At 62.9% G+C, this 22,832-nt stretch carries 17 protein-coding genes and 2 tRNA genes; 6 read left to right on the forward strand and 13 right to left on the reverse strand.

The window, feature by feature from the left end; genetic code table 11:
- Nucleotides 1–325: 325 nt before the first annotated feature.
- Entirely contained in the window at nucleotides 326–913 is a 588-nt protein-coding gene (locus AC1RCO_RS21170; protein WP_019096143.1) for a cytokinin riboside 5'-monophosphate phosphoribohydrolase, read from the forward strand.
- Nucleotides 914–981: 68 nt separating this feature from the next.
- The gene (locus tag AC1RCO_RS21175; RefSeq protein ID WP_011058958.1) at nucleotides 982–1,158 is read left to right on the forward strand and encodes a hypothetical protein; all 177 of its coding nucleotides are present in this window, start codon (nucleotides 982–984) and stop codon (nucleotides 1,156–1,158) included.
- 109 nt (nucleotides 1,159–1,267) lie between these two features.
- Here AC1RCO_RS21175 and AC1RCO_RS21180 read toward each other — a convergent pair whose 3' ends face one another.
- From AC1RCO_RS21180 to rnr, 13 genes are all read right to left on the reverse strand, one after another.
- Nucleotides 1,268–2,158 carry a transglutaminase family protein gene (locus tag AC1RCO_RS21180; RefSeq protein WP_011058957.1) on the reverse strand — a complete coding sequence of 297 codons (891 nt, stop codon included), beginning with the start codon at nucleotides 2,156–2,158 and terminating at the stop codon, nucleotides 1,268–1,270.
- Entirely contained in the window at nucleotides 2,158–4,644 is a 2,487-nt protein-coding gene (locus tag AC1RCO_RS21185; RefSeq protein ID WP_445494079.1) for a circularly permuted type 2 ATP-grasp protein, read from the reverse strand. Before AC1RCO_RS21185 ends, AC1RCO_RS21180 begins: the two co-directional genes overlap by 1 nt.
- 87 nt (nucleotides 4,645–4,731) lie before the next feature.
- On the reverse strand, nucleotides 4,732–8,007 hold the full coding sequence (locus tag AC1RCO_RS21190; RefSeq protein WP_053148782.1) for a transglutaminase family protein: 3,276 nt from the start codon (nucleotides 8,005–8,007) through the stop codon (nucleotides 4,732–4,734).
- Nucleotides 8,008–8,178: 171 nt separating this feature from the next.
- Complete coding sequence (locus tag AC1RCO_RS21195; protein WP_011058954.1) at nucleotides 8,179–8,628, reverse strand: hypothetical protein; 450 nt, start codon at nucleotides 8,626–8,628, stop codon at nucleotides 8,179–8,181.
- A complete protein-coding gene (gene ssp4, locus AC1RCO_RS21200) occupies nucleotides 8,625–9,566 on the reverse strand; it encodes an Ssp4 family T6SS effector (RefSeq protein ID WP_186355319.1) in 942 nt (313 codons plus the stop codon). The genes AC1RCO_RS21195 and ssp4 overlap by 4 nt, the downstream gene beginning before the upstream one ends.
- Before the next feature lie 172 nt (nucleotides 9,567–9,738).
- A complete protein-coding gene (locus AC1RCO_RS21205) occupies nucleotides 9,739–12,036 on the reverse strand; it encodes a YgiQ family radical SAM protein (RefSeq protein WP_161466576.1) in 2,298 nt (765 codons plus the stop codon).
- A 180-nt stretch (nucleotides 12,037–12,216) separates the two neighbouring features.
- Nucleotides 12,217–13,614, reverse strand: a complete 1,398-nt coding sequence (gene dnaB / locus AC1RCO_RS21210; RefSeq protein ID WP_011058951.1) for a replicative DNA helicase — start codon at nucleotides 13,612–13,614, stop codon at nucleotides 12,217–12,219.
- 124 nt (nucleotides 13,615–13,738) lie between these two features.
- Nucleotides 13,739–14,185 (reverse strand): 50S ribosomal protein L9, encoded by a 447-nt coding sequence (rplI, locus tag AC1RCO_RS21215; RefSeq protein ID WP_007921484.1) that lies wholly within the window; start codon nucleotides 14,183–14,185, stop codon nucleotides 13,739–13,741.
- Nucleotides 14,186–14,206: 21 nt separating this feature from the next.
- Complete coding sequence (locus tag AC1RCO_RS21220; protein WP_011058950.1) at nucleotides 14,207–15,106, reverse strand: hypothetical protein; 900 nt, start codon at nucleotides 15,104–15,106, stop codon at nucleotides 14,207–14,209.
- 36 nt (nucleotides 15,107–15,142) lie between these two features.
- Nucleotides 15,143–15,373 carry a 30S ribosomal protein S18 gene (rpsR, locus tag AC1RCO_RS21225; protein ID WP_002551829.1) on the reverse strand — a complete coding sequence of 77 codons (231 nt, stop codon included), beginning with the start codon at nucleotides 15,371–15,373 and terminating at the stop codon, nucleotides 15,143–15,145.
- Between the two features lie 28 nt (nucleotides 15,374–15,401).
- Nucleotides 15,402–15,827, reverse strand: coding sequence for a 30S ribosomal protein S6 (rpsF, locus tag AC1RCO_RS21230; RefSeq protein WP_011058949.1), 426 nt, complete (start codon nucleotides 15,825–15,827; stop codon nucleotides 15,402–15,404).
- Between the two features lie 250 nt (nucleotides 15,828–16,077).
- A complete protein-coding gene (rlmB, locus tag AC1RCO_RS21235; RefSeq protein ID WP_015633942.1) occupies nucleotides 16,078–16,845 on the reverse strand; it encodes a 23S rRNA (guanosine(2251)-2'-O)-methyltransferase RlmB in 768 nt (255 codons plus the stop codon).
- A complete protein-coding gene (gene rnr, locus AC1RCO_RS21240) occupies nucleotides 16,842–19,469 on the reverse strand; it encodes a ribonuclease R (protein ID WP_015633941.1) in 2,628 nt (875 codons plus the stop codon). Before rnr ends, rlmB begins: the two co-directional genes overlap by 4 nt.
- A gap of 226 nt (nucleotides 19,470–19,695) precedes the next feature.
- Between rnr and AC1RCO_RS21245 the strand changes: the two genes are divergently transcribed.
- The 4 genes from AC1RCO_RS21245 to AC1RCO_RS21260 all read left to right on the forward strand — a co-directional run bounded on the left by AC1RCO_RS21245 (nucleotide 19,696) and on the right by AC1RCO_RS21260 (nucleotide 22,810).
- Nucleotides 19,696–19,782, forward strand: a tRNA-Leu gene (locus AC1RCO_RS21245).
- A 165-nt stretch (nucleotides 19,783–19,947) separates the two neighbouring features.
- Nucleotides 19,948–20,034: transfer RNA gene (locus AC1RCO_RS21250), tRNA-Leu, on the forward strand.
- 185 nt (nucleotides 20,035–20,219) lie between these two features.
- Nucleotides 20,220–21,245 (forward strand): extracellular solute-binding protein, encoded by a 1,026-nt coding sequence (locus AC1RCO_RS21255; protein ID WP_019093050.1) that lies wholly within the window; start codon nucleotides 20,220–20,222, stop codon nucleotides 21,243–21,245.
- Entirely contained in the window at nucleotides 21,245–22,810 is a 1,566-nt protein-coding gene (locus tag AC1RCO_RS21260; protein WP_492618018.1) for an ABC transporter permease, read from the forward strand. The genes AC1RCO_RS21255 and AC1RCO_RS21260 overlap by 1 nt, the downstream gene beginning before the upstream one ends.
- Nucleotides 22,811–22,832 lie beyond the last annotated feature (22 nt).

Raw genomic sequence — 22,832 nt, forward strand, 5'->3', positions numbered from 1 at the left:
AAATCCATCTGAATCCATGGGACGGAAGACTGCCTGAATTTCTCGCAAGTTCCTATGATTTGCATCAAAAAATTGTATACAACTCTCTGCTATCGACCTGATCAAGACAATCAACCGGCCAGCGGCATGGCACGCTTCTAGAATCACGCCATCGTCCCTGATCGGAGTCACCCTCATGCCGTTGAACAGCCTGTTTCGCAGCTTGCTCGCCGCCTACGCCTGTGGCGCCAGCGGTACCCATGAAACCCCGCAACGGGAGGTTTAATACTTGGAGCGAGGCCGGCGAGCCTTTACTCTGAGGCCATCAATGACCTCGGAGTAAGGCATGTCGTTAACTTCTGTCTGTGTATTCTGTGGCGCCAGCACCGGCGCCAACCCTCTCTATCGTGAAGCCGCCCAGGCCCTGGGCCGGGCCATCGCCGAGCGCAAGCTGACCCTGGTGTATGGCGGCGGCGCGGTAGGGCTGATGGGCATCGTCGCCGACGCGGCCCTGGCGGCCGGGGGCGAAGTCATCGGGATCATTCCGCAAAGCCTGAAGGACAAGGAAATCGGCCATCGCGGCCTGACCCGCCTGGAAGTGGTGGACGGCATGCACGCCCGCAAGGCGCGCATGGCCGAGCTCAGCGACGCCTTCATCGCCCTGCCCGGCGGCCTGGGAACCCTGGAAGAACTGTTCGAAGTCTGGACCTGGGGCCAGTTGGGCTACCACCACAAGCCGCTCGGCCTGCTGGAAGTGAATGGCTTCTACGAAAAACTCAGCGGTTTTCTCGATCATATCGTCGGCGAAGGCTTCGTCCGTGCCCCGCACCGTGACATGCTGCAAATGAGCGAGTCGCCGGCCGGCCTGCTGGATGCGCTGGACGCCTGGCAACCGACGGTCCCGGACAAATGGGCCGAAGGCAAACCCAGCTAACCACCCGGCCCCGATAACAGGCAGAATACGCGCCGCTCAACCTCACCTTCGACCCCAGAGGATCGCCCATGGCCAAACCCAACTACTCCTTCGCCAAACGTCAACGTGACTTGGCCAAGGAACAGAAGAAAGAGGAAAAGCTGCAACGCAAGAAAGCCGCCGCTGAAGAAACCAGCGCACTGAACCCGGATGCAGAAGGTGAAGTGAGCGTCGACGACGCCGAGCCCGAGGCCCCCCAGGCCTGACCTGCCCCGTAGGAGCTGGCTGGCCAGCGAAAGCGCTCTCCAGCCCTACGCAATATCCGCAGGCCCCATCGCTGGCAAGCCGGCTCCTGCAAGGTCGGAGATGGCAGTGTCATGCCAGGGGCATGACGGTGACCCGAACATCCGGGTCATGGCTGCCCCCTCCCAGAATCACCCCACGCAACGGCGACACATCGGAAAAATCCCGGCCCCAGGCCAGGGTGATGTGCTCCAGCGCCGGCTGCACGTTGTTGGTCGGGTCGAAATCCACCCAGCCCAGCACCGGGCAAAACACTGAAACCCAGGCATGGGAAGCATCGGCGCCGATCAGCCGCGGCTGCCCCGGCGGTGGCTGGGTCAGCAGGTAGCCACTGACATAGCGCGCCGCCAGCCCTCGCGAGCGCAGGCAGGCCAGCATCAGGTGGGCGAAGTCCTGGCACACCCCGCGCCGACGTTCCAGCACCTCCACCAGCGGCGTCGCCACCTGGGTGGCTTCGGCGTCGAAAGTGAACTCACTGAAGATCTTCTCCATCAACGCCTGGGCGCCCTGCAACAGCGGCCGCCCCGGTACGAAGCAACTGGCGCAGAACTCGACAAAACTCTGCTTCAGATGCACATAAGGCGATTCGAAACGGTAGCGACAGGCTTCCAGCAACGCCTCGGACAAGGGCTGGCCGCTGTAGGTCAGGGCGCCGCGGGCGGCATCCCAGGGCAGTGACGCGGCAAAATCCAGCGCCGGCCGCTCCAGCACCTCGACACTGAGCTGGGCATTGACCAGCAATTCGTCATGGGGCCGCTCGAAGGCCAGGCGGGTCAGCGGATTGCCGAATACATCCTGCTCGTCACGACGGCTGGTAGGGTCGGGGCTGATCAGCAATTGCCGCTCGCTGCACAGTTGCCAGGCACAGGCCCGGGGCCACAGGTGCGCCAGTTGCTGGGCCAGGGACACCGGGCTGTCGTAGCGGTAGTGGGTGTCGTGGAACACCTGGTAGCGCGCGCTCATCAGACCGACACCGTTTGCTGGCTGACATCATCCACATGGGCGAAATGCCGCAGCGCCAGGCGGTCCGAAACCTGCCCGCTGACCTCGGCGATCTCCTGCAGCAGGTCCGCCAGGCCCTCCACTGCGGCGCGCACACTGGCCTCGCCGAACAGCGAGTTCTCCAGGCAGCCCAGGTCGAAATGCGCCAGGCGCTCCACCAGCCGCGGCAGCGCCAGCTCGCGGGGCACGCCGAAATCATCGTTGAGGCGCTTGAGGGTGCGGGTCACCAGCTTGAGCTGGAACAACACGGCGTGGGGGTTCTGTTCATCCAGCAGCAACAGGTCGAGGACCGGAATCAACTGCGCCACCGCCAGGTAGCGCGACCGGTAGGTGATGCTGCTGTTACCCAGCTCCAGCAGCCAGTCCAGGCCGGCCTGGTCGAAGGCCGCGGTGCCCCGCAGGAAGGCCGCGAGGCTGCTGCTGAGGAACTGCAGGCGCTCGATGCGCCGGCCAATCATCAGGAAGCGCCAGCCTTCGTCGCGGGTCATGTCGTCCAGGGCGAACCCGGAGAGCGCCGCCAGGGACATCACCAGGCGGTTGAGAAAATCCAGCAGTTCGGCGAAATCCGGCTCCGGAGTGTCCAGCTCCTGGGCCTCGCGCTGCAGCTCCACCAGGGCCTGCCAGTTTTCCCGGGACAGCTTGCCGCGTACCTGGGAAGCCGCCCACTGCAAGCGTTGCAGGTTGGAGCGCAGGCTGAAGGACCAGTCCTCACCCAACAGGGCCGCCAGCAGGCGCTCGGGCAGCTCGCCCTCATCCGGCAGCAGCATCAGGCTTTCTCCCAGGTCCACCGCGGCCAGCAAGGCTTGCGGGTCATCGCCATCGACATAGCGCGCCAGCATGATCCGCAGCAGCCGCGCACTGTCGTCACAGCGCTCGCAATAACGGCCGAACCAGAACAGGTTTTCCACCACCCGCGACGGCAGGTAGGGATCGCGGCGCACCAGGTCATACACGCCGATGGTGCGCTGGGCCTTCCACTGCTCGCCGCTGGGCGCCCGCTCCCCCAGCACCCAGGTGTCCTTGCTGGCGCCACCGCGCTGCATCGACACCACTTCGGCACCGGCCTGGGCAGCGACCCGGGTCAGGCCTCCGGGCAGCACCCGGTAGCCGTCCTCGCTGGCCACCGCATACACCCGCATGCCGATGGCACGGGGCTGCAGCTGCCCGTTCTCGGCCTGCCAGACCGGCGCCTGGGACAGTTGCGGCAATTCCTGGGCGACATAGGCATAGGGCCGCGCCCGAATGCGCTCAGCCATTTGCAGGCGTTGCTCGGGGTCCAGGTCGCGGCCCAGCACCGGGGTGAAGCTCTGGGAAGCGAAGGCCGGCTTGACCAGCAGATCCGGGAGTTTTTCCAGGGCCTGCTGCAGCACCGGGGCCTCGCCGCACCACCAGGTAGCGATGGACGGCAGAAGCAGTTCCTCGCCCAGCAGAAACTGGCTGATCTTCGGCAGGAAGCCCAGCAGGCCGGGGGACTCCAGCACCCCGCTGCCCAGGGCGTTGGCCACCAGCACCCGGCCCTGGCGCACCGCGTCCAGCAGCCCGGGAACCCCCAGGGCCGAGTCAGTGCGCAACTCCAGCGGATCGCAGAAATCGTCGTCCAGGCGACGCATGATGGCGTGCACCCGGCGCAGGCCGCTGAGAGTCTTGAGGTACACCGTGGCATCACGCACGGTCAGGTCGCCGCCCTCCACCAGCGGGTAGCCAAGCTGTCGCGCCAGGTACAGGTGCTCGAAATAGCTCTCGTTGAACCGCCCTGGCGTCAGCAGCACCACCAGCGGCGCTTCGCTGTCCCGGGGTGCCTGGCGGGCCAGGGTTTCCTGCAGGGTGCGGAAGAACCCGGCCAGGTGCTGCACTTGCAGGTCGCGGTACAGGTCGGGGAACGCCCGGGACACGCTCATGCGGTTCTCCAGGGCATAGCCGGCCCCGGAGGGCGCCTGGGTACGGTCGGCGGTGACCCACCAGCGCCCGTCCGGGCTGCGTGCCAGGTCCACGGCATACAGGTGCAGGAAGGTCTGTTCCGGCGGGCAGATGCCCTGGCACGGCCAGAGGAAATTGTTGTGGCCGAACACCAGTTCCGCCGGCAGCAGCCCTTCACGGATCAACCGCTGCGGGCCATACAGGTCCGCCAGCACGGCATTGAGCAGGCGAGCGCGCTGGGCGATTCCGGTGGACAGCAACTGCCATTCATCCGCCGCGATCACATGGGGCAACAGGTCCAGTTCCCAGGGCCGGTCGGCGCCCTTGGGGTCGGCATAGACGTTGTAGGTGACGCCGTTCTCGTGGATCTGCCGGGTCAGCAGCGCCTGGCGCTGGGCCAGTTGACCGGGGCTGCTGCGCTGCAACTGTTCCAGCAGCCGCTGCCAGTGCGCCCGGACCTGGCCCTGGTCATCCAGCAACTCGTGGTAGGTACCCGCCGTCAGCGGGTAACGGTCTAGCAAGTCAGGCATGGAACACTCGGCAGACGGCAGGGAAAGTCAGATTAACGCACCGCCATGACGCCCGGATATGGCTATCTCACAGGCGTCGCAGGTGGATTAGAAGCGTCGCAAATCCAGGGTCAGCGGCAGCTCGGCATTGATCACCACTGGCGGCACCTCCAGGCTTCCCGGGCTATGGCCCAGGCGGAAGAAGCGCGCCATGCGCCGGCTTTCCGCCTCGTTGGCATTCACCGGCAGGCTGTCGTAATTGCGCCCGCCGGGGTGGGCCACATGGTATTGGCAGCCGCCCAGGGAGCGCTGCATCCAGGTATCGAGCAGGTCGAACACCAGCGGTGCATGCACCGGGATAGTGGGTTGCAGGCAGTTGGCCGGCTGCCAGGCGCGGTAACGTACCCCGGCGACAAACTCGCCGACCCGCCCGGTGGGATGCAGGGGCAGCGCCACGCCATTGCAGGTCAGCACGTGGCGCTCGGGTACCAGGCCGCCGACCTTGACCTGCAGGCGCTCCAGGGAAGAGTCGACATAACGCACCGTGCCACCCGCCGCGCCCTCCTCCCCCAGCACATGCCAGGGCTCCAGGGCCTGGCGCAGTTCCAGCTCGATGCCACTGACGGCGTAATCGCCGACCTTGGGAAAGCGGAACTCCAGGTGCGCGGCAAACCATTCGGCCCGCAGCGGGTAGCCGGCGGCATTCAGCTCCACCAATACATCAGCGAAATCCTGTTCGATAAAGTGCGGCAACAGAAAACGATCGTGCAGTTCGGTGCCCCAGCGCGCCAACCGGGCCGGCGCGTAAGGCTCGCGCCAGAAGCGCGCCACCAGCGCCCGCAGCAGCAACTGCTGAGCCAGGCTCATGCGCGCATGGGGCGGCATTTCAAAGGCCCGCAGCTCCAGCAGGCCAAGGCGCCCAGTGGCGCCATCCGGCGAATACAGCTTGTCGATGCAGAACTCGGCGCGATGGGTGTTGCCGGTGACATCGATCAACAGGTTGCGCAGCAGGCGGTCCACCAACCAGGGCGCGCACTCCTGGCCGGGAGCCGGCATCTGCGCGAAGGCAATCTCCAGCTCGTACAGCGCGTCATTGCGTGCCTCGTCGACCCTCGGTGCCTGGGACGTGGGGCCGATGAACAACCCGGAAAACAGGTAGGACAGCGACGGGTGGTTGTGCCAGTAACTGATCAGGCTGCGCAGCAGGTCGGGGCGCCGCAGGAACGGCGAGTCGGCCGGGGTGGCTCCGCCAAGGACAAAATGGTTGCCGCCACCGGTGCCGGTGTGGCGCCCATCGATCATGAACTTCTCGCTGGTCAGGCGCGTCTGCCGGGCCTGCTCATAGAGAAACTCGGTGCGCTCCACCAACTCGTCCCAACTGACCGAGGGCTGCACGTTGACTTCAATCACCCCCGGGTCCGGGGTCACCCGGAAGTTGCACAAGCGAGGGTCCGCCGGCGGCTCGTAGCCCTCCAGCAAGACCGGGCAGCGCAGCTCCTCGGCCGTGGCCTCGATCACGCTGACCAGTTGCAGGTAATCCTCCAGACGCTCCAGGGGCGGCATGAACAGGTACAACCGCCCCTCGCGCGCCTCGGCGCAGAGCGCGGTACGGGTCAGCCAGTCGGCGGACTCGTCCACCTGGGGCACCCGCTCGTCCGCCACTGCCGGCTCATCAATCGCTGCCAGCTGAGCCGCGCCCGCCAGTTCGGGAAAATCCTGGTTCGGATCGGTGGCGTGAATGAACGGATACTCCGCCGCCGTCACCCAGGGCTGGGACGCCAGGGGCAAGCGATAGCCCAGGGGCGAATCACCCGGTACCAGCCGGCAATGGTTATCGCGCAGGTACCAGCGCCCGCTCTGCCACTGGTCGCCCTTGGCGGTACGGGCCAAGGGCAGGACCTGGCCGATGACCTTGTCCAGCCCCTGGCTGAAAACCTTGCGCAGGCGCTGCCGCTCCAGGGCATCCTCCAGCCGCGAATCCTCGGCGCTGACATTCAGCGGCAGGCTGCCTTCGCGCCACAGGTAGTAGAAATTGTCCTCGTAGGCGGGAAACACAAAACGCGCAGGCAGCTTCAGACGCTCGGCGACACTGGCCAGAAAACGTCCGGCCAACAGCGCATCGGCGGCGTAATCTTCATGCTCGTCGGCAATCAGCGCGTTGTTGCGCCACACCGGTACACCGTCACGACGCCAGTGGCAATTCAGCGACCAGCGCGGCAGTTGCTCTCCCGGGTACCACTTGCCCTGGCCGAAGTGCACCAGGCCCTGGGGCGCATAGTGCTGGCGCAGGCGCTGGAACAGCTCGCCGGCCAGGCGGCGCTTGTTCGCCCCCAGGGCTGCCGTGTTCCACTCCGGGCCATCGGGATCGTCGATGGCGACGAAAGTCGGTTCGCCCCCCATGGTCAGGCGCACATCCGCCTCCAGCAGGTCGACATCGATCTGCCGGCCCAGGGCCTGGATCGCCAGCCATTGCTCGTCGGTGTAGGGCTTGGTCACCCGGGGCGCTTCCCAGATGCGCTCCACACTCATCTCATGGCTGAATTCGCATTCGCAGGGCTCCACCAGCCCGGTGATGGGCGCCGCTGAAGAGGGGTCGGGGCTGCAGGCCAGGGGAATATGTCCTTCTCCGGCGAACAGCCCGGACGTGGCATCCAGGCCGATCCAGCCGGCGCCCGGCAGGTAAACCTCGCACCAGGCATGCAGGTCGGTGAAGTCCACCTCGGTGCCGGAGGGGCCATCCAGGGATTTGACGTCCGCCGTCAGCTGGATCAGGTAGCCGGAGACAAAGCGCGCCGCCAACCCCAGGTTGCGCAGCAATTGCACCAGCAGCCAGGCCGAGTCCCGGCAGGAGCCGGAGGCGTTGAGCAGGGTCTGCTCCGGAGTCTGCACCCCGGGCTCCATGCGGATCAGGTAGGCGATGTCGGCACTCAACCGCTGGTTCAGGCCCACCAGGAAATCCACCGCCGGCAGCGGTGAGCGCGAAATGGCGTCCAGGTAAGCCTGGAACCTCGGCGTCAGGGGCAGGGTTTCCAGGTAGGGCGCCAGCTCGCGCTGTTCATCGGCGGCATAAGCGAAGGGAATCTGCTCGGCGTAGGGCTCGAGGAAGAAATCGAACGGGTTGAACACCGCCATTTCCGCCAGCAGGTCGACTTCGATCCGCAGCTCGCTGGTTTTTTCCGGGAACACCAGACGCGCCAGGTAATTGCCCTGCGGATCCTGCTGCCAATTGATGAAATGCTGCTCGGGCTGGACCTTCAGCGCATAGGAAAGAATTCGCGTGCGGCTGTGGGCCGCCGGGCGCAGGCGAACGATCTGCGGGCCCAGTTCGACGGCGCGGTCGTAGCGATAGTGCGTGACATGGTGCAATGCGACATGAATCGACACGGCGTGCCTCCTGCGAGCCTGAACGGTGGGAGAACCTGCGCAAGACTTATGCCAGCGCGCAAGTCCATGGGGTTGTTCAGCGACCCTGGGCAGTACAGCACCAAAACCGCGCAATCGATGCATCCCGGTGCAGGCAATTGCACATAAATGCGCCAGAAGGCAGGCGACGAATCAGCCGCGCTTGCGCTGCTGCTTGAAGCGCTGGCGCTGCTGGCGGATCTGCAGCAGTCGTTCGCGCATTTCCCGGTGCCGCTTGCTGTTGAGCAGCAACAGCCCGAGCAGCGGCAGCAACACGCCGAACAGGTACACCCCCTGGTGCGGGTGATACTGAAACATCGGCACCACCCCAAGCAGGCAGGCGACAAAGTAGCCGGCCACCAACCATACCGCGCGGGAAATGCCACGCACTATCAGCAGGTTGCCCAGCACCAGCAGCGGGATCAGTACCAACAGGCCAAACAGCAGGTATTCGTCGCGCTGGGGCGGTGCCATGGCGCGCCAATAAGTGGTGCCGGCCAGGGACAGCAGGAGCGAGGCACTGAAGCAGCCCAGCAGCACGGTGAGCATGAAGGTCGGGAAATAACGTACCAGGAAGTCTCTCATGCGGCCGCCATCTATCACTCGTCGAACTCCTCGTAGAGCCCCACCGCAAGGGTTTTCACCTGGCCAAGATTGCCGGAGCTGATACTCCCGCTGGTACTCAGGGCAGCGCCCAGAGCATCCTGCATCTGGGTCAGGGTGGCGTGGCGGATCTGCGTCGACGAATAGCGCCTGGGCAACGCACCGGCACGCTGTTGCAGCTTCAGCAGCTTGGAGGTCAGGCTCGGGTCCCGCAGGGTCAACAGTTCCTTGGTCAGCTTGGCCCGTTCCTGGCGGTTGAGCCCCTTGAGCAACTGCATCCAGCTTTTGCCGGTGTTCGCCGCCTTGCTGGCCTTGAGCAGCCTGAGAGTGGTCAGCGCCGAACCGCCGACACCCACCAGGGAAATGCCATCGAGAATCGGCGTGACTATGTTGTACCACTCGGCATCGTCCATGCGGTCGTTGGCCGCCGGGTCCTGGATCTCGTTGATCACCCGCGCGCCGCCAATCACGCACTGAGCGGTGCCGGCCATCGCCGCCGAGGCCCCAAGCGCTACCACCCAGACACTGGCACCGGCGGTGAAGGGCACGGCGATGCTGCCGCTGAACACCACCAGCCAGCCGATCACTGCGGCCGTGCAGGCCAGGGTGGTGTTGAAGGATTCAGTGGCCAGCCGCGATTCGCGCGGGTTGTTCTTCACCTGGTCGACGAACTGCTGGGGCGCGATGTAGCGCTTGGCCTCGCGCAAGATCACCCGCTTGGGCACGATGCTGCAGATTGGCCTGAATTCGCGCAGGGTCACGACATTGAAGTCGGCATCGATGTACACCACCCCGGCACCGGCAATCGAGGGATCGGTGTCGATGGCGGCAAACAGACGCGGCAGGTTGATCTGGCTTTCGATCCGTTGGCGGGCAAGAACCTGGGTCAGGCTGAGGTCCCTGATCACTCCGTCTAGTGGGCTGGTCACGCGGTTCATCCTTGGTCTGACGATGTGAATCTGCCTGATAGCCATGAGCCAGCCAGGCATCGCGGCAATGCAAGCCCGGCAACCTTAACAAAGCCCTGACCGTTTGTTGCTCGCCCGCCGGTAAAAAAATCGATCTCCATAAAAGCAAAACGCCAGCTCGGTGGCTGGCGTTTTGTGGGGTTTAGCGCGGTACTACCGGCTTGCGGGTCGGCTTCTTGCCTTTGCCCTTGGCCGCATCGGCGCGCTCCTTGGCCGCCTGCTTGTTGCGGGCAAACGCCGCAGCCTTGGCCTGTTCGCGCTTGTCCCAGGCATTGCCGCCGTCGCTGCCGCGAGGAGGTAGCCCGGTGTGCTGGGTAAGGATCTTGGTTTCCTTGGCCACCTTGTGGCTGCCGGCCGGTGTCGAATTCTTGCGACGGGCACTCTGGTAGCTGTCGGTAGCCGGCTGGTGGGTCGGAATCAGCTGGTTCTTGCCCGGACCGATCAGGTCGCCACGGCCCATGCGCAGCAGAGCCTCGCGCAGCATCGGCCAGCCCTTCGGATCGTGGTAGCGCAGGAACGCCTTGTGCAGGCGGCGCTGCTCCTCGCTCTTGACGATGGTCACGCCGTCGCTCTTGTAGGTGACCTTGCGCAGCGGGTTCTTGCCCGAGTGGTACATGGCCGTGGCGGTGGCCATCGGCGACGGGTAGAACGCCTGTACCTGGTCCGCGCGAAAGCCATTGCCCTTGAGCCACAGGGCCAGGTTCATCATGTCTTCATCGGTGGTGCCCGGGTGGGCGGCGATGAAGTACGGAATCAGGTACTGCTCCTTGCCCGCTTCCTTGGAGTATTTCTCGAACATCCGCTTGAAGCGGTCGTAGGTGCCGATACCCGGCTTCATCATCTGATTGAGCGGACCTTCCTCGGTGTGTTCCGGGGCGATCTTCAAGTAGCCGCCCACGTGGTGGGTCACCAGCTCCTTGACGTACTCCGGCGACTCGACCGCGAGGTCGTAGCGCAGGCCGGAGGCGATGAGGATCTTCTTCACCCCGGGCAAGGCACGGGCGCTGCGATACAGCTGGATCAGCGACGAATGGTCGGTGTTCAGGTTCGGACAGATGCCGGGGAACACGCAGGACGGCTTGCGGCACGCGGATTCGATTTCCGGGCTCTTGCAGGCGATGCGGTACATGTTCGCGGTCGGGCCGCCGAGGTCGGAAATGACCCCGGTAAAACCTGGAACCTTGTCGCGAATTTCTTCGATCTCGCGAATGATCGACTCTTCGGAACGGTTCTGGATGATCCGCCCTTCGTGCTCGGTGATGGAGCAGAAAGTACAACCGCCGAAGCAGCCGCGCATGATGTTCACCGAGAAGCGGATCATGTCGTAGGCCGGGATCTTTTCCTTGCCATAGGCCGGGTGCGGAATGCGCTGATAAGGCATGCCGAACACGTAGTCCATTTCCTCGGTGGTCATGGGAATGGGCGGCGGGTTGAACCACACGTCCACGTCGCCATGTTTCTGCACCAGGGCGCGGGCGTTGCCCGGGTTGGTTTCCAGGTGCAGCACGCGGTTGGCGTGGGCGTACAGGACCGGGTCGTTGCGCACCTTCTCCATGGACGGCAGGCGGATCACGGTCTTGTCCCGGGTCATCCGCGGGCTGGCAAGGATCTGCACCACCTTGGCTTCCTGGGGATCGTCCACCGGGCCCTTTTCCTGCTCGATGGCGCAGGCCTGGGTGTCCTGGGTGTTGACGTAGGGGTTGATGATCTTGTCGATCTTGCCCGGGCGGTCGATACGGGTGGAGTCCACTTCGTACCAGTCCTTGGGCGTGTCGCGGCGGATGAAGGCGGTGCCGCGCACGTCGGTGATGTCTTCGATCTTGTGGCCGTAGGACAGGCGCTGGGCCACTTCGACAATGGCTCGCTCGGCGTTGCCGTAGAGCAGGATGTCGGCGCTGGCGTCGATCAGGATCGAGTTGCGCACCCGGTCCTGCCAGTAGTCGTAGTGGGCGATGCGGCGCAGGGACGCTTCAATGCCGCCGAGAACGATGGGCACGTGCTTGTAGGCTTCCTTGCAGCGCTGGCTGTAGACCAGGCTCGCACGATCCGGGCGTTTGCCCGCCAGGCCACCGGGGGTGTAGGCGTCGTCGGAGCGGATTTTCTTGTCGGCGGTGTAGCGGTTGATCATCGAGTCCATGTTGCCGGCGGCGACACCGAAGAACAGGTTCGGCTCGCCGAGCTTCATGAAGTCGTCTTTGGACTGCCAGTTGGGCTGGGCGATGATCCCGACGCGAAAGCCCTGGGACTCCAGCAGCCGGCCGATGATCGCCATGCCGAACGACGGGTGATCGACGTAGGCATCACCGGTGACGATGATGATGTCGCAGGAATCCCAGCCGAGCTGATCCATCTCCTCCCTGCTCATGGGCAGGAATGGTGCTGGCCCGAAACATTCGGCCCAGTACTTGGGATAGTCAAATAACGGCTTGGCTGCTTGCATGTCGATGACCGGTGTTGGCTTGGATAGGGACGCGTTGATTCACAGGGAAATTCGCGGGCGCGGAATATAGCACAAAAAATAACCAATTCCGACCGTTATGGTCGGAATTCGGTGCAGCCGATTCGCCGGCGAGCCGGCTCCTACAGGCGCCGGCAGGCGGATGGCCGGCGAACGGGCGGGTTATTCGTCGTCGTCGAAGTTGTAGCTGCCCGGGGCGAGGTTCTCGAAGCGGGTGTACTTGCCGATGAACGCCAGGCGGATAAAGCCGATGGGGCCGTTCCGCTGCTTGCCGATGATGATCTCGGCAATGCCCTTGTGCTCGGTTTCCGGGTGATACACCTCGTCCCGGTAGACGAACATGATCACGTCGGCGTCCTGCTCGATCGCTCCGGATTCCCGCAAGTCGGAGTTCACCGGGCGCTTGTTGGGACGTTGTTCCAGGGAGCGGTTGAGCTGGGACAGGGCCACTACCGGGCAGTTGAACTCCTTGGCCAGGGCCTTCAGGGACCGGGAAATCTCGGAAATCTCGTTGGTCCGGTTGTCGCCGCTGGAGCCTGGAATCTGCATGAGCTGCAGGTAGTCGATCATGATCATGGCGATATCGCCGTGCTCACGCACCAGGCGCCGGGTCCGCGCACGCATCTCCGAGGGGCTGATGCCCGCGGTGTCGTCAATGAACAGCTTGCGGTCGTTGAGCAGGTTGACCGCCGAGGTCAGGCGTGGCCAGTCGTCGTCTTCCAGCTGGCCGGAACGGACCTTGGTCTGGTCGATGCGGCCCAGGGAGGAGAGCATACGCATGATCAGCGATTCACCTGGCATCTCCAGGGAGTACACCAGCACCGCCTTGTCGCTGCGCAGTACCGCGTTCTCCACCAGGTTCATGGCGAAGGTGGTCTTACCCATGGACGGACGGCCGGCGACGATGATCAAGTCGGCCGGCTGCAGGCCGCTGGTCTTCTCGTCGAGATCGGTATAGCCGGTGGACAGGCCGGTGATGGCGTTGTCCGTGTTGAACAGGGTATCGATGCGGTCGATGGCCTTGGTCAGCAGTTCGTTGACCCCCACCGGGCCGCCGGTCTTGGGCCGCGCTTCGGCGATCTGGAAGATCTGCCGCTCGGCCTCGTCGAGAATCTCTTCGGCGGTGCGCCCTTCCGGGTTGAAGGCACTGTCGGCGATCTCGGTGCTGATGCCGATCAGCTGGCGCAGGGTTGCCCGCTGGCGAACGATCTGCGCATAGGCCTTGATGTTGGCCACCGACGGAGTGTTCTTCGCCAGTTCACCCAGGTAGCCCAGGCCGCCGACCTGCGAAGTCTGGCCTTCCTTGTCCAGTTGCTCGGACAGGGTGACCACGTCGATGGGCATGTTCTGGTCGGCCAGCTTGGCGATGGCGCGGAAGATCAAACGGTGGTCATGCCGGTAGAAATCGCCGTCGGACACTTGATCCAACACGCGTTCCCAGGCGTTGTTGTCCAGCATCAGACCACCGAGCACGGCCTGTTCGGCCTCGATGGAGTGCGGCGGCACCTTCAGGGCAGCGGTTTGCAGATCGTATTGCTCGGGAGCGGAGATATCGTTCATGGCCACTTGGAATTCGGGGGATGAAAATCAGGATCAGCAGAAAGACAAAGGGCACGACCTGTAAACAGGATCGTGCCCGATGTTAACCGTCAGCCACACAAGGTGCCAGACGATTTGGTACTGCTTAAGCAGCCACCACGACAACGCGTACGGTTGCTTCAACTTCAGCGTGCAGGTGCACGGCTACGTCGAATTCACCTACGTTGCGGATGGTGCCGTTCGGCAGACGAACTTCGCTTTTTGCCACTTCAACGCCCGAGGCGGTCAGTGCATCAGCGATGTCGTGGGTGCCGATCGAACCGAACAGCTTGCCTTCATCACCGGCGGTGGCAGTGATGGTCACTTCCAGCTCAGCCAGTTGCGCAGCGCGAGTTTCGGCAGAAGCCTTCTTCTCTGCAGCCAGTTTTTCCAGCTCGGCACGACGCGCTTCGAACGCAGCCAGGTTGGCAGCGGTAGCAGCGGTGGCTTTGCCGAAAGGCAGCAGGTAGTTACGGCCGTAACCAGCCTTAACGTTTACCTTATCGCCCAGGTTGCCCAGGTTGGCGATTTTTTCCAGCAGGATCAGTTCCATTTGGTAATAACCTCTTAACTTTTAACCTTCACCGTTCGCAGAGCCGTTATCAGCGTCTTTCGGCGCCAAACGACCGCGAAAATCAACCAGACTGTCGACAATGGCCAGGACCACGAGCAACGGATAGATCAGCTGCATGAACGGCAACAGCGTGACGTACAACCCCACCAGCCAGAACCTGGCCAGTCGCCCTTGTGCCACCAGCCCGTGAATCAGGGCCAGCCCGGCAAAAGCCAGCGGGACACTGCACATCGGCGTCAGCATGGCCAGTTGAGGTCCGAAGTTCGGCCCCACCAGCATGCACGCCAGCAGCAACATCGCTGGCCCAAGAGGGATTCTGATGGCGCGAAACTCGCGACCAAAACCACCCGGGTTATACAACACAGCCTGCCAGTAACGCCCAAGAATCAGGCTCAGCACGCTGATGGCTTGCAACAGGGCCGCTATCAGGCCGGTCAGGATCGGTGCAATCAGCGTGGCAAGACGAGCTCGCTCTTCAACCGATAGCTGCTGGTAGACCTCACCCAAGGCCATCGGCAGGATTTTTATCAATTCCTGTGACAGCGCTTCGATCTGAGGGCGGAAAGCCGCACCCAGGACTCCAGCAAACACCAACCCCATCGCTATGCTGACCAGCAGCACGCGGCTCCAGGACTCGCTTGCGCGCAAAACCAACGCAAGACTCGAAGAACCCAGCAGCACCAGAAGTGCCCGCGGGTCATCGAACGTCAGCCACCAGAGCAAAGCTGGCAGCACTCCCAGAGCGAGGACGCCAAGGGCATCCTTCAATCCGCGCCGCAGAAGCACCAGGCTCCCGGCGGCAGCACCCAACCAATACAACAACGGCAATGCCGAACAGCCAGCCACTACCAGAGTGGCCTGCATACGACCGCGCATGATGAACTCAGCTAAGGCGCGCATGCATTCAATCCCTTACTACTTGTCGACTGCCCGATCTCAGCGGCCGTGGCTGTCGGTGTAGGCCAGCAGGGCCAGGAAGCGGGCGCGCTTGATAGCGGTGGCCAGCTGACGCTGATAACGAGCTTTGGTACCGGTGATGCGGCTTGGAACGATTTTGCCGGTCTCGGATACGTAGGCTTTCAGAGTGTTGAGATCTTTGTAATCGATCTCTTTCACGTCTTCAGCGGTGAAGCGGCAGAATTTACGACGACGGAAGAAACGTGCCATGTAATTGGCTCCTCAAAAGGTCCGTGGATTACTCGTCAGCGTTATCGCTGGCGTCGCTGTTGTCGCTGTCATCGCCATCGGCGCTGTCAGCATGCTCAGGACGGTCACGACGCTCACGGCGCTCACTGCGGTTTTCTTCAGCCTTGAGCATCTCGGATTGGCCAGTGATGGCTTCTTCGCGACGGATGACCAGGTTACGGATCACAGCATCGTTGTAACGGAAGTTGTCTTCCAGCTCAGCCAGGGCTTTACCGGTGCACTCAACGTTCAGCATCACGTAGTGAGCCTTGTGAACATTGTTGATTGCGTAGGCCAGTTGACGACGGCCCCAGTCTTCCAGACGGTGGATTTTGCCGCCGTCTTCTTCGATCAGCTTGGTGTAACGCTCAACCATGCCGCCGACTTGCTCGCTTTGATCCGGGTGGACCAAAAAGATGATTTCGTAATGACGCATGAATGCTCCTTACGGGTTGTAGCCTGCCGCCTATAAGCGGTCAGACAAGGAGTGAATGACACTGGTGTGTCTTGCCTGGTAGTAGGCACATATGCGCCTGCCGTCACGGCAAGGGGCGCAATTGTAGAGAAGGGGGAACAGCGGCGCAAGGCAATTGGTGATTATTTGAACAACCAATTGCGGGAGCCGGCGTGCCGACGATGGACGGCAGCACGCGCCTCGCCGGCAAGCCGGCTCCTGCAACTGCGGGTCAGGCTTTCTTGGCGCCGGCCTTGGCCTTGGCACCGCGCTGGCGCATGGCTTCGAACAGGCACACGCCAGTGGCCACGGAGACGTTGAGGCTGCTGACGCTGCCGGCCATCGGCAGGCGTACCAGGTAGTCGCAGTGCTCGCGGGTCAGGCGACGCATGCCCTTGCCTTCGGCCCCCATGATGATGATGGTCGGGCCGGTCAGGTCCTGGTCGTACAGTTCCTGTTCGGCCTCGCCGGCGGTGCCGACGATCCACAGCCCACGCTGCTGGAGCTTCTCCAGGGTGCGGGCCAGGTTGGTCACGGCTACCAGCGGAATCACTTCGGCGGCGCCGCAGGCCACTTTGCGCACGGTCGGAGTCAGGGTCGCCGACTTGTCCTTGGGCACCAGCACTGCCAGGGCACCGGCCGCATCGGCAGTACGCAGGCAGGCCCCGAGGTTATGCGGGTCGGTCACACCGTCCAGCACCAGCAGCAACGGCGCGCCTTCGGTACGGTCCAGCAGCTCGTCGAGCATGGCCTCGCCCCACACCTGGCTCGGACTGACTTCCGCCACTACGCCCTGGTGCACGCCTTCAACCCATGCGTCCATCTCACGACGCTCGGCCTGGCCAACCGAAACACGGTTCTGCGCAGCCAGGTCCACCAGAACCTGGACCCGTGGATCACTGCGCCCTTCAGCCAACCAGATCTGCTTGACCCGCTTGGGATGGTGACGCAGCAACGCTTCTACGGCATGCACGCCGTAGATCTTTTCCAACTGACTCATGACTTGGCCTTAGGTTTGCGCGCCCCGCCGCTTTTAGCGCCGGAAGCGGAGCCCGCCTTGGGCGGACCTTTACGATGTTTGCTCGGCTTGGCGGGCTTTTCGCCAGCGCGCGAAGGCGCCGGCTTACCGGACTTTCCCGCAGACGTCGCTTTACCACCGCCCTTGGCTTCGGCCAGCAGCGCCCGCTTCATTTCGCGGCTTTTGCGCACTTCGGCGTTTTTCGCGGCAGCGTCGCTTGGACGATAAGCCTCGACCGCCTTTTCCTTGGCGGAGCTGCGACGCCCCGCCTTGGCTGGAGCCGGCTCTTCCACGACCTTGCTGGCAGGTACGTCCGCGGCGCCACGCTTCTTGCGGCCGATCGGTGCGTTGATGGTCTTCTCGGCCATTTCGAAATCGATCTTGCGCTCGTCCAGGTCGACGCGCATGACCCGCACTTCCACGGTATCGCCCAGGCGGAAGCTGCGACCGGTGCGTTCGCCCGCCAGGCGGTGATGCACAGGGTCGAAGTGGTAGTAGTCCCCCGGCAAGGCGGTGACGTGCACCAGGCCCTCGACGTAGATGTCGGTCAACTCGACGAACAGGCCGAAACCGGTCACCGCGGTGATCACACCCGGGAAGGACTCGCCCACACGATCCTTCATGAACTCGCACTTGAGCCAGTTCACTACGTCCCGCGTGGCCTCATCGGCACGGCGCTCGCTCATCGAGCACTGCTCGCCGAGCTGCTCCAGGGTCGCTTCGTCGTACGGATAGATACGCGCCTTCGGAATGGTCATCGCCCCGGCGCGGCGCACGTGCGGCGTGTCCTGCTTGGAGTGGATGACGCTGCGGATGGCCCGATGGGTCAACAGGTCCGGGTAGCGACGGATCGGCGAGGTGAAGTGGGTATAGGCTTCGTAATTCAGACCGAAGTGGCCCTGGTTATCAGCGCTGTACACCGCCTGGCTCAGGGAGCGCAGCATCACGGTCTGGATCAGGTGGTAATCCGGACGGTCCTTGATGGTTTCCAGCAATGCCTGGTAGTCCTTCGGCGTCGGGCCATCCTTGCCCTTATGCAGGGACAGGCCCAGCTCGCCGAGGAAGGCGCGCAGTTTTTCCAGACGCTCCGGCGGCGGACCATCGTGCACCCGGTACAGGGCCGGAATCTCGTGCTTCTTGAGGAACTCGGCGGTGGCCACGTTGGCCGCCAGCATGCATTCCTCGATCAGCTTGTGCGCATCATTGCGGGTAGTCGGACGAATTTCGGCGATCTTGCGCTCGGAACCGAAGATGATCCGGGTTTCCTGGGTCTCGAAGTCGATGGCGCCCCGGGTATGGCGAGCCCCCAGCAAGACCTTGTACAGCGCATACAGCTGCTTCAGGTGCGGCAGGACATCGCCGTATTCACCGCGCAACTGCTTGGCTTCGCTGGTTTTCGGCTGCTCGAGCATGGTGCTGACCTTGTTGTAGGTCAGACGCGCCTTGGAGTGGATCACCGCTTCGTAGAACTGGTAATCGGTCATCTCGCCGGACTTGGAGATGGTCATCTCGCAAACCATGGCCAGGCGATCGACTTTCGGGTTCAGCGAGCACAGGCCGTTGGACAGTTGCTCGGGCAGCATCGGGATCACCCGCTCGGGGAAGTACACCGAGTTGCCGCGCACCTGGGCTTCGGCATCCAGAGCCGAACCGATCTTCACGTAACTGGAGACGTCGGCAATCGCCACATACAGCTTCCAGCCACCACCGAACAGGCGCAGCTTGCCGGGCTTGGCTTCGCAGAAAACGGCGTCGTCGAAGTCGCGGGCGTCTTCGCCGTCGATGGTGACGAAAGGCAGATCACGCAGGTCGATGCGCTTCTCTTTGTCCTTCTCTTCCACTTCGGGCTTGAGCTTGCCGGCTTCCTTGAGCACCGCCTCTGGCCAGACATGAGGAATATCGTAGGTGCGCAGGGCAACGTCGATTTCCATGCCCGGTGCCATGTAGTTGCCCACCACCTCCACCACATCGCCTTGCGGCTGGAAGCGCGGCGTCGGCCAGTGAGTGATCTTCACTTCGACGAACTGACCGATCTTGGCATTGGCATTGCGCCCCGGCGTTACCAGCACTTCCTGCTGGATCTTCGGGTTGTCTGCCACCACGAAACCGATGCCACCTTCTTCGAAGTAGCGACCGACGATGCTTTCGTGGGCACGGGACACCACTTCGACGATCACGCCTTCGCGACGGCCGCGGCGATCCAGGCCGGAAACCCGGGCCAGGGCGCGGTCGCCATCGAATACCAGGCGCATTTGCGCCGGGCTCATGAACAGGTCGTCGCTACCGTCATCCGGCACCAGGAAGCCGAAGCCGTCGCGGTGACCGCTGATACGGCCGAGAATCAGGTCGAGCTTGTCCACCGGCGCATAGGTGCCGCGGCGGGTATAGATCAGTTGAGCGTCGCGCTCCATGGCGCGCAGGCGGCGGCGCAGGGCTTCCAGCTGGTCTTCCGTGGTCAGACCGAACTCTTCTACCAACTGCTCGCGACTAGCAGGCGAACCCCGGTCAGCAAGATGCTGAAGGATGAGTTCGCGGCTAGGAATAGGGTTTTCGTATTTTTCCGCTTCACGAGCGGCCTCGGGATCGAGGGACTGCCAATCGGCCATTAGATAAATTTCACCTTGTCTATATGCGGGTTAGTTTGGCATACGCGTATTGAAACGGGAAATTTCAGGCTCAGACAACCTGGGAATAATCCTCGCCATCGCCTCAGAAACATCGTCACGCATACCGCCGGAGACTTTTTTCAAACTTTTTTGAAATCTGGGGTTTACAGCTCAAAAGAGCCTCCGTATAGTGCGCGCCATCGACGACGGAGACGTCAGCGATACTGCCCAGATGGTGAAATTGGTAGACACGCCAGCTTCAGGTGCTGGTGGCCGCAAGGCCGTGGAAGTTCGAGTCTTCTTCTGGGCACCAATTCAAGAGCTTGAGATTAGATCAGTTTCAAGGCTCGAACAAAAACCCGCGAAAGCGGGTTTTTGCATTCTAAGTGTTTGATTTAATAAAACCAAAACAGGGGTTTACAGATCAAAACGCTGTCCGTATAGTGCGCTCCATCGACACGGCGACGACGTCGATACTGCCCAGATGGTGAAATTGGTAGACACGCCAGCTTCAGGTGCTGGTGACCGCAAGGTCGTGGAAGTTCGAGTCTTCTTCTGGGCACCAATTCAAAACTTGAGAGCATCGCTTTCAAGTCTCACAAAAACCCGCGAAAGCGGGTTTTTGCGTTTCTGGCCCCTGATATTTCCCCGCGCCATAGCCTTCCTCCGCATCCGCAAAGCGCACATGAGAAACGATATCGTTTATGATTGTTACAAGTTTTTGCGGCACTACAGTGAGGAAACCTGCGAATGATGTTCAGAAATACCCTCCTTCCAACATCCCTTCTGCGTGGCTTGACCATCACTTTGCTGGGGCTGACCCTGGCATCCCCCTTCACCCAGGCAGCCGATCCGGTTTCCCTGACCCTGTACAACGGTCAGCACAAGGAAGTCGGCGACGCGGTAGCCAAGGCTTTCGAAGCCAAGACCGGCATCCATGTGAATGTCCGCAAGGGCAGCAGCAATCAACTGGCCAGCCAGGTTGTCGAAGAAGGCGACCGCTCCCCCGCTGATGTGATCTACACCGAAGAATCCCCTCCCCTGAACAAACTCGGCGAGCAGGGCCTGCTGGCCCAGACCGACACCACGACCCTGGCCGTACTGCCCAAGGAATATGTTGCGGGCAACGGCACCTGGATCGGTGTCACCGCGCGCGTACGAGTCGTCGCCTTCAACCCGAAACTGATCGACGAAAAAGACCTGCCCAAGTCGGTGATGGAATTTTCCCAGCCGCAGTGGCAAGGCAAGGTTGGCTTCGTGCCCACCAGTGGCGCCTTCCAGGAACAGGCCGTGGCCATCATCAAGATGCACGGCAGGGATGCTGCCGAAGAATGGCTGACCGGCCTGCGGGCTTTCGGCAAGGTCTACAGCAACAACATGGTGGCCCTCAAAGCCGTGGAAAACGGCGAAGTGGCCACGGTCCTGGTGAACAACTACTACTGGTTTGCCCTGCAACGGGAAAAAGGCCAGCTCGACTCGAAACTGCACTACTTCACGGGCGGCGACGTGGGCGGCCTGATCACCGTGTCCAGCGCAGCCGTACTCAAGTCCAGCAAGCATCCGAAAGAGGCCCAGCAGCTTCTGGCCTACATGGCCAGCGAAGAAGGCCAGCGGGTGATTACCCAGACCACGGCCGAGTACCCGCTGCATAAAGGCATGCAGTCCGATCGTGGACTCAAGCCCTTCAATGAACTGGAAGCCCCGAAGGTAACCCCAGCCGATCTCGGCAATGCCGAGGAAGCCCTGGACCTGGAACGTGACGTCGGCCTGAACTGATGAATCCATCGCCATCCGCTTCCGCCTTGCGCACCAGCTTCGTGCCGAGGCGCAAGCGGCCTTCGATCTGGCTACTGCTGCCAGTCCTGCTACTGGTCTGCCTGAGCCTGTTGCCACTGTTATATGTCGGCCTCAAGGCCTGGCAGGCCGGCTGGGCTGAAGCCCTGCACCTGCTGTGGCGCCCCTATGTGTTGCGCCTGCTGAGCAATACCCTGCTGCTGATGCTCGGTGTGACCCTTGCCTGCGCCGTGCTCGGCCTGTCCCTGGCCTGGCTGCTGGAACGCAGCGATTTGCCGGGAAGGCGGATCTGGGGCGTGGTGCTGTGCTTGCCCTTCGCCGTACCGGCCTTTGTCAGCAGCTTCACTTGGGTATCCCTGAGCGCCGGGTTCGAAGGACTGGGCGGCGCGATCCTGGTGATGACCCTGTCCAAATACCCGCTGGTGTTCCTGCCGGTGGCGGCCACCCTGCGTAATCTCGACCCCTCCCTGGAGGAGTCGGCGCGGACCCTGGGGCAAAATCGCTGGGGCGTGTTCTTCAAGATAACCCTGCCCTTGCTATGGCCTTCATTGCTGGCCGGCTCGCTGCTGATTGCCCTGCATATGCTGGTGGAGTTCGGCGCCCTGTCGATCATCGGCCTGCAGACCTTCACCACCGCCATCTACCAGCAATTCGAGCTGGAGTTCAGCAATGCCAACGCCGCCATGCTGTCGGCCGTGTTGTTGGCGCTGTGCCTGCTGCTGCTGGGGCTGGAACTGCGCGTCCGTGGCAAGGGCCGCCATGTACGCACCGGCCAGGGCGCAGCCAGGCACGCCGAACAGGTACGCCTGGGGGGCTGGAGCATCGGCGGACAACTTTACTGCCTGATGCTGGCGCTGATCGGCAGCGGTGTCCCCCTGGGCATGCTTGCCTATTGGCTGGCCGTCGGTTCATCGGCAGCCTTCCCCGTCGCGGCAATCAGCGAAGCATTGCTGTCTTCACTGGCCCTGTCCCTGGGCGGCGCCGGCCTGTGCCTGGTGCTGGCAGTGCCGGTGGGCCTGCTGGTGGTGCGCTACAAGGGGCGCCTGGCCATCTGGGCAGAGCGCCTGCCCTATCTGCTGCATGCCCTGCCAGGGCTGGTGATCGCCCTGACCCTGGTGTATTTCGCGCTGCACTATGTGCCGGTGCTGTACCAGACCTCGGCGCTACTGCTGATTGCCTATGCCCTGCTGTTCCTGCCCCTGGCCCAGGCGCCGATCCGCACCGCGCTGAACAAGGCCGCGCCACAGCTGGAAGAAGCAGCAAGAACCCTCGGCGCATCGTCGTTCAGCGCCTTTTGCCGAGTGACCCTGCCGATCATCTTCCCGGCGCTGGGCGCGGCTTTCGCCCTGGTCTTTCTGGATGCGATGAAGGAACTGACAGCGACCCTGCTGCTCAGCCCAACCGGGCTCAACACCCTGGCCACAGAAGTGTGGGCGCATACGGCGAATGTGGAGTTTGCAGCGGCGGCGCCTTATGCGGCGCTGTTGATACTGGTGTCAGGGCTACCGGTCTATCTGCTGACAACGCGGATGTATTTGAGTCGCTGAGAGGTGGCAAGCCGGCTCCTGC

This window comes from Pseudomonas sp. GW823-FHT03E05 (genome assembly GCF_058796855.1).